This window comes from Betaproteobacteria bacterium (assembly GCA_016791345.1).
GTDB lineage: Bacteria > Pseudomonadota > Gammaproteobacteria > Burkholderiales > JAEUMW01 > JAEUMW01.
On record JAEUMW010000151.1, the window covers coordinates 1 to 7,894 of the forward strand.

5 protein-coding genes are annotated in these 7,894 nt (G+C 68.1%); 3 read left to right on the plus strand and 2 right to left on the minus strand.

What is annotated here, in order from left to right; genetic code table 11:
• The coding region (locus JNK68_06090; GenBank protein MBL8539925.1) for an ATP-binding cassette domain-containing protein at positions 1-3,000 on the plus strand (3,000 nt) is incomplete at its 5' end.
• Between the two features lie 18 nt (positions 3,001-3,018).
• On the opposite strand, the gene JNK68_06095 is transcribed toward JNK68_06090, so the two are convergent.
• Positions 3,019-3,417 (minus strand): hypothetical protein, encoded by a 399-nt coding sequence (locus JNK68_06095; GenBank protein MBL8539926.1) that lies wholly within the window; start codon positions 3,415-3,417, stop codon positions 3,019-3,021.
• Between the two features lie 402 nt (positions 3,418-3,819).
• On the opposite strand from JNK68_06095, the gene JNK68_06100 reads away from it, so the two are divergent.
• Together JNK68_06100 and pepN are read left to right on the plus strand one after the other, a co-directional pair.
• Complete coding sequence (locus JNK68_06100; protein MBL8539927.1) at positions 3,820-4,689, plus strand: pirin family protein; 870 nt, start codon at positions 3,820-3,822, stop codon at positions 4,687-4,689.
• A gap of 5 nt (positions 4,690-4,694) precedes the next feature.
• A complete protein-coding gene (pepN, locus tag JNK68_06105) occupies positions 4,695-7,385 on the plus strand; it encodes an aminopeptidase N (protein ID MBL8539928.1) in 2,691 nt (896 codons plus the stop codon).
• 65 nt (positions 7,386-7,450) lie between these two features.
• On the opposite strand, the gene JNK68_06110 is transcribed toward pepN, so the two are convergent.
• A partial coding sequence (locus JNK68_06110; GenBank protein ID MBL8539929.1) for a hypothetical protein occupies positions 7,451-7,894 on the minus strand: 444 nt, incomplete at its 5' end.

Below are 7,894 nucleotides of genomic sequence, written 5' to 3' on the forward strand. Positions count from 1 at the left end.
CGCGCGGCGCCCGCCACGCACCGGACGCTCTTCCTCTTCGACGAGCCCACCAGCGGTCTGCACTTCGATGACATCGCCAAGCTCCTGCGGGCGTTCCGCAGCCTCATCGCCGCCGGTCATTCGCTCATCGTGATCGAGCACAACCTCGATGTCATCCGCGCCGCCGACTGGGTCGTCGATCTCGGACCGGAAGGCGGCGATGCCGGTGGCGAGGTCGTCGCCGTCGGCCCCCCCGCAGACATCGTGGCAAGCGCGCGCTCGTACACCGGCCGCGCGCTGCGCGAGTACGAAGCAGCGCTGGGCGACTTCGTGTCCGTTCACTGTCTCGTCGCCGAACCGCGCGCGCCCCTTGCGCCCGACACGATCCGCGTGCACAACGCACGCGAGCACAATCTCAAGTCCATCGACGTCGAGATTCCGCGCGGCAGGTTCACGGTGATCACCGGCGTATCGGGCTCCGGCAAGTCCACGCTCGCCTTCGACATCCTGTTCGCGGAAGGACAGCGCCGTTATCTCGAATCGCTGAACGCGTATGCGCGGCAGTTCGTGCAGCCGGCGGCGCGACCGGACGTCGACGCCATCCTCGGCATTCCGCCGACGGTCGCCATCGAGCAGCGCACGAGCCGCGGCGGCCGCAAGAGCACGGTGGCGACACTCACCGAGCTGTATCACTTCCTGCGCCTGCTCTTCGTCAAGCTCGGCACGCAGTACTGTCCGACCTGCGACGTCCCGATCGAGCCGCAGAGCTTCGACGCGATCGCGGCGCGACTCGCACGCGATTACCGCGGCGCGCACATCGGCCTGCTCGCGCCGCTGGTCGCGAACCGCAAGGGCTACTACACGGAGCTCGCGAAGTGGGCGGCGGCGAAGGGATACACGCACCTGCGCGTCGACGGTGAATTCCTGCCGACGGATCCGTGGCCGCGACTCGCGCGCTTTCAGGAACACACGATCGAGCTGCCGGTGGCCGATCTGCGCGTCGAGCCGGAAGCCGAACCGGCGCTGCGCGAAGCGCTCGGCCGCGCGCTCGATCTGGGCAAGGGTGTCGTGCACGTCATCGCGCCGCTGGACGGTCTCATGCAGGGCGCTGCCCGCGTGCGCGAGGCGGTGTTCTCGACGCGGCGCGCCTGCCCGTCGTGCGGTACGAGCTTCCCCGAACTCGATCCGCGGCTCTTCTCGTTCAACTCGAAGCACGGCTGGTGTCCGGCATGCTACGGCACCGGCCTCAAGCTGTCGGACATCGACTGGAGCGACGAACGCGCGAAGACGGGAGCCGACGACCACGTGCTCGATTCGTGGATCGAATGGCTGGAGGTGGACGAGACGTGCCCCACCTGCGCCGGCCGCCGGCTCAACCCGACCGCCCTGCACGTGCGCTTTCGCAGCCGCTCGATCGCGGACATCAATGCGCTGCCGGTCGGCCGCGTGGCAGCGTTCTGCGACACGCTCGCCCTCGCGGGACGCGAGGCGGAGATCGCGCGCGATCTCCTCGCCGAGCTTCGCTCCCGGCTCGGCTTCCTGCAACAGGTCGGTCTGTCCTATCTCGCGCTCGACCGGGCAGCGCCGACGCTGTCCGGCGGCGAGGCCCAGCGCATCCGGCTCGCCGCGCAACTCGGCTCGAATCTGCGCGGCGTCTGCTACATCCTCGACGAGCCCACGATCGGACTGCACCCGCGCGACAACCGCATCCTGCTCGACACGCTGGCGAAGCTCGAAGCCAAAGGCAATACGCTCGTCGTGGTCGAACACGACGAGGACACGATCCGCCGCGCCGAGCACGTGATCGACCTCGGACCCGGTGCCGGCAAGCTCGGCGGCGAAGTGATCGCGGCCGGTTCTGCGGCAGCGCTCGAGCGCGATGCGCGTTCGCTGACCGGCCGCATGTTGCGGGAGCCACTGCGACACCCGCTCGGCACGCGCCGCGCGATTGACGCGGCCACCCCGCGCATCGAGATCGTCGGCGCGAATCTCCACAACCTGAAGGATCTCACCGCTGAGCTTCCGCTCGGCCGCCTCACCGTCGTGACCGGCGTCTCGGGATCGGGCAAATCCACGCTCGCGCGCGACGTGCTCTTCGCCAATCTGCAAGGTCTGGTGGCCGGTGAGCGCAGGAACAGGAACGTCCCGCTCACCGGCTGCCGCGATCTGCGCGGCTGGGAAGCCGTAGGCCGCGTGCTGGAGGTCGATCAGACGCCGATCGGCAAGACGCCGCGCTCATGCCCTGCCACCTACGTCGGCTTCTGGGACGCGGTGCGACGCCTCTTTGCCGATACCCGCGAGGCTCGCATCCGCGGCTACACGGCGGGCCGCTTCTCCTTCAACACCGCCGGCGGACGCTGCGAGGCCTGCGAAGGGCAGGGGATCAAGACCATCGAGATGAGCTTCCTGCCCGACGTCAAGGTGACGTGCGAAGCGTGCGGCGGCGCGCGCTTCAATCCCGAGACGCTGTCGGTCCGCTTCAAGGGACGCAGCGCCGGTGAAGTGCTGGCCATGAGCGTCGACGAGGCGGTGGAGTTCTTCGCCGCACACCGCTCGATCCACCACGCGCTGCGGCTCCTGCAGGACGTGGGTCTGGGCTACCTCACCCTCGGCCAGCAGAGTCCGACGCTCTCCGGCGGCGAAGCGCAGCGCATCAAGCTGGTGACCGAACTCGCGAAGGTGCGCACTGACGCGCACGAACCGCCGGCGCGCGCCCGGCGTTCGTCACCGCAGACGCTGTACGTTCTCGACGAGCCCACCGTCGGACTGCACATGGCAGATGTCGAGAAGCTCATCCGCGTGCTGCACCGCCTGGTCGACGCCGGCAACACGGTCGTGATCATCGAGCACAACCTCGACCTGATGGCGGAGGCGGACTGGATTCTCGATCTCGGTCCGGAAGGCGGCGACGGCGGCGGCGAGCTCGTCGCGCATGGCTCACCCGAAACCGTTGCGAAGCAGACCGGGCGTTCGCACACGGCGCGTGTACTGGCGGAGTTTCTCGGCGAACGGCGCGCGTGAGCGCGGCGGCGCATGCGATCAGCCGACGATCTTCAGATACGAGGCGAGTCCCATCGACAGCTTGCGCGCCTGCAGATACTGCCCGGCGTCCTCCTCGCCCTGGAACGCGCCCTTCACGAAGCGCGGATGCCCCTGCATGTCGACGCTGTCGCCGAGCACCGTCGAACCCAGATGCTCGCCGAACAGGTTGCGGTAGCCGGCCGCCATCATGGCGAGGCTTTCGCCGCGGTCCTCGACGCCGAGCATCTGCAGCACGCGATCGTGATAGCCGTAGACGTAACCCAGCGCGAACGGATCCTCGCGAATGGCGGAGGGCACGGCGCACGCCAGGCTGATCTGCAGCGCCAGAATGTTGCTGACCGCCTGGGTGGCAAAGTGGCGGCGGTCCGCGGTCCTGCGCAATGTCACCTGATTCATCGGGGGGCCTCCTTTCGGGGGTGCGTCTCATCCAGACTTCGGTGCACGGTCATGGCAATCGTTCCCGCGGGTTCCGGGCGCGTTCACGAAATGCCGGCGACCGTGCACACGTCGAATTGGCAACCGCCGTGCCAACGCCACGCCGAAGGTTGCGCACGGCATATGGTCGAACGAAAACCCCTGCGCGATCGTCGGCTTAGGGTCATGCTCTCGTCTCGATGCCGGCGCGCGGCGGCAACCGCACGCGAGTTCCGGGCGTCGCCAGCCAGCGACAGCGCGAGCGCGGCGTCCGGGGATTGCGGCGATTCGCACCCGACACCGTGCATCGCGGCGTATCGCGCAGGCGCGAACATTTCGGACGGTGCAGCATCAGAACACTCGTCAATCGACAGGGCCCACCGCATGAAGAATTCCCCGTTCACGCTGTTGAAATCCCACGCGAAGGACCTCGGCGGTTTCCAGGTCCGCCGGCTGTTGCCGGGACATCCGATCCGCATGGTCGGCCCCTTCATCTTCTTCGATCATATGGGGCCGGCGGTCTTTCCCGCGGGCGCCGGCGTCGATGTGCGACCGCATCCGCACATCGGTCTCGCCACCGTGACCTATCTCTTCGAGGGCGCGATGATGCACCGCGACAGCCTCGGCAGCGTGCAGCGCATCACGCCGGGGGACGTCAACTGGATGACCGCCGGTCGCGGCATCGTGCATTCGGAACGCTCGCCCGACGACGAGCGCGCCGCTGGAGCGCGTCTCCACGGCATCCAGACCTGGGTCGCCCTGCCCAGAGCGCATGAGGACACGGAGCCCGCGTTCAGTCATCACGCGAAGGACACGCTGCCCGTGATCGAACGGCCCGGCGTGCACATCCGACTCATCGCCGGCAGCGCGTTCGGCAAGCGCGCGCCGGTGGCGACCTTCGGCGAGATGCTCTATCTCGCCATCGACTTGACCGCGGGGGCGACGCTCGCACTGCCGCCCGAGCACGAGGAGCGGGGCGTCTACGTGGTGGAAGGAGACGTGCGCGTGGCGGGACGCCCTCTCGCGGCGCTCCACCTCGGCGTGCTCGCCGGCGGCGAGGCCGTGGAGATCGCCGCCGTGAGCAAAGCGCGCCTCATCGTCCTCGGGGGTGAGAAAATGGATGGCGAGCGCATCATCTGGTGGAACTTCGTCGCAAGCACAACGGGACGTATCGAAGCGGCGAAGCTCAGATGGGCTCGACAGGAGTTTCACCCCGTCCCGGGCGAAACCGAATTCATCCCCCTGCCTGCGTGAGCACCATGCGCGAACCGACACCCCAGCCGATTCATCTCGAAGACTACGCACCCCCGCCGTTTCTGATCGACAGCGTCGACCTCGACTTCGACATCCATGTCGCCTACACCGAAGTGCGCGCGCGGCTGACGACGCGCCGCAACAGCACTGCCGATCCTGCCGCGCCGCTCAGGCTCGACGGCGAAGCGCTGTCGCTGCAGTCGATCACCATTGACGGGCGGCCGCTCTCCGCGAGCGAATACGAGGTTGCCGACCGGCAACTCACCATCGCCCGCGTTCCGTCCGCCTTCACGCTGGAGACCGTCGTGCGCATCCACCCGCGCGAGAACACGACGCTGATGGGCCTTTTCGCCTCCAAGGACGGACTCTTCACGCAGTGCGAGGCCGAGGGCTTCCGGCGCATGACGTACATGATCGACCGCCCCGACGTGATGTCGCGCTATACGACGACGATCCGCGCGGATCAGGCGCGCTACCCGGTCCTGCTCTCGAACGGCAACCTCGTCGGCGCAGGCGTCGAGGGGGCTGGCGCGACGGACGATCGCAGTGGCGTCAATCTGCTGCGGGGTGCGCGCGGCACGCGGCACTGGGCGAAGTGGCAGGATCCCTTTCCGAAGCCTTCGTACCTCTTCGCGCTGGTCGCCGCGAATCTCGATCGGCTGGACGACGAGTTCGTCACGCGATCGGGACGGACCGTGGCGCTCTCGATCTACGTCGAGCCCGGCAAGCTGGACCAGTGCGCCTTCGCGATGCAGGCGCTCAGGAAGAGCATGAAATGGGACGAGGACGTGTTCGGTCTGGAAATGGACCTTGACCGCTACATGATCGTCGCCGTCGGCGACTTCAACATGGGCGCGATGGAGAACAAGGGCCTCAACATCTTCAACACGAAGTATGTGCTGGCCCGCGCCGACACTGCGACCGACGGCGATTTCCTGAACATCGACCGCGTCGTGGCGCACGAGTACTTCCACAACTGGACCGGCAACCGCGTCACCTGCCGCGACTGGTTCCAGCTGTCCCTGAAGGAAGGTCTCACCGTCTTTCGCGACCAGGAGTTCGGCGCCGACATGTATTCGCGCCCCGTGCAGCGCATCCAGGAGGTGCGCGCGCTGCGCGCTGCGCAGTTTCCCGAGGACGCCGGACCGATGGCGCACCCGGTGCGACCGCAGTCGTACCTGGAGATCTCCAACTTCTACACGGCCACCGTGTACGAGAAGGGGGCGGAAGTGGTGCGCATGATCCACACGCTGCTCGGCGCGGCAGCGTTCCGCCGCGGCATGGACCTCTACTTCGCACGTCACGACGGGCAGGCGGTGACCACCGACGACTTCGTCGCGGCGATGGCCGATGCCTCGGGCATCGATCTCACGCGCTTCAAGCGCTGGTACGACCAGGCGGGAACGCCGGTGGTCGCGTCTCAGGGACAGTACGATCCGGCCACGCGCACCTATACCCTCACGCTACGTCAATACACTCCGCCCACGCCCGGGCAGACGGAGAAGCTGCCGCTGCACATTCCCTTCGCCTTCGCCCTGATCGGCCCGGACGGGCGCGAGCTGCCGCTGCAGCTGGCGGATGAATCCGCCGCAGGCGACAGCGCGCGCGTGCTTTCGCTCACCGAGGCGCAGCAACGCTTCGTGTTCGTGAATGTCCCTGCGCATCCCGTGCCGTCGCTCCTGCGCAACTTCTCGGCGCCGGTCGTCCTCGAGCACGACTACAGCGATGCCCAGCTCGCGCACCTGATGGCACACGACAGCGACGCGTTCAACCGCTGGGAGGCGGGGCAGCGGCTCGCCACGCAGATCCTGCTGCGCGGCGTCGACGCGGCGATCCAGGGTGCGCCGCTCGACGCGCCCGAGGCATTCATTGCGGCCGTCGCCCGCGTGCTTGCGGACGGCGAGCGTGACCCGGCGTTCGCGGCGGAAGCGCTGGCGCTGCCGAGCGAAGCGTATCTGGCGGAACAGATGAGCCTGGCGGAACCGGAGGTGCTGCACGCCGTGCGCGTCGAGCTGCGCCGCCGTATCGCCGTGTCGCTGCGCGATTCGATGCTGCGCACGTATCACGCGCAGACAGCCGCCGGCCCCTTCAGCCCGGACGCCCAGTCTGCCGGCAGGCGCGCGCTGCGCAACGCATGTCTCGGTTACCTCATGGAGCTCGACGAACCGGAGCTGCGCGCGCTCGCCATGCGCCAGTTCGAAGCCGCCGACAACATGACGGATGCAATGGCCGCGCTGTCTGCCTTGGCGAACACCGATTGCGCCGAGCGCGCGGTCGCGCTGCAGGCGTTCTACGAACGGTGGCAGGACGAACCGCTGGTAGTCGACAAGTGGCTCGCCGTGCAGGCAGCCTCGCGCCTGCCCGACACACTGGCCGCGGTCGAGCGGCTCACCCGGCACGAGGCGTTCGACCTGCGCAACCCGAACAAGGTGTATGCGCTGATCCGCTGCTTCGCCGCCAACTACGTGCGCTTCAATGCGGCCGATGGCCGCGGGTACGCCTTCCTCGCCGATCAGGTGATCGCGCTCGATGCGTTGAACCCGCAGGTGGCGGCACGGCTCGCGCGCGGTTTCGACCGCTGGAAGAAGTTCGATGCGGCGCGCCAGACGCATGCCCGTCATGCGCTGGAGCGCATCCGCGACGTGCCAACCCTGTCGCGCGATGTGCTGGAGGTGGTCAGCAAGGCGCTGGCGTAGCGCAGCAGACGCTGCGCGAGCTGCGCTCGCCGCGCAGATGCCCCGCGTCGTCGGCGAAGCGGTGATCAGTCGTGATCCGAAGCGGACTCCGCTGCCGCAGCGGGCATCAGCACCTCGCGCGTCGCCGAGCGGTCCTTTGCATCCCACGCTTCGATCACGATCTTCGTCGGCGCGTCACCGGCGAGCCCGAGCTGCGCCGTGGGCACGCGCAGCCAGCCGGCGTCCGCGCGCTCGGGTCCGAGCAGCGCGCGACCGTCGCGCATGATCGCCACGCGATAGGGCTCGACGCCGCCGCTCACCCGAACGGTGAGCTCGGTTGGCGCAGTGAGTGCGTCGACGTCGAGTGTCGACGTGCTGCCGCGGTCCACCGATCCGAAGTAGAAGCCGACGATGGTGCCGAGGATGCCCACGAAGGGCGCGAGCACTTCGCGCCCGCGGCGGAAGCGTTCTTCGACCTCGTTTGCCTGCGCACCTTCGAGAAAGAGTGCACCGAGGATCAGGATGAGCGC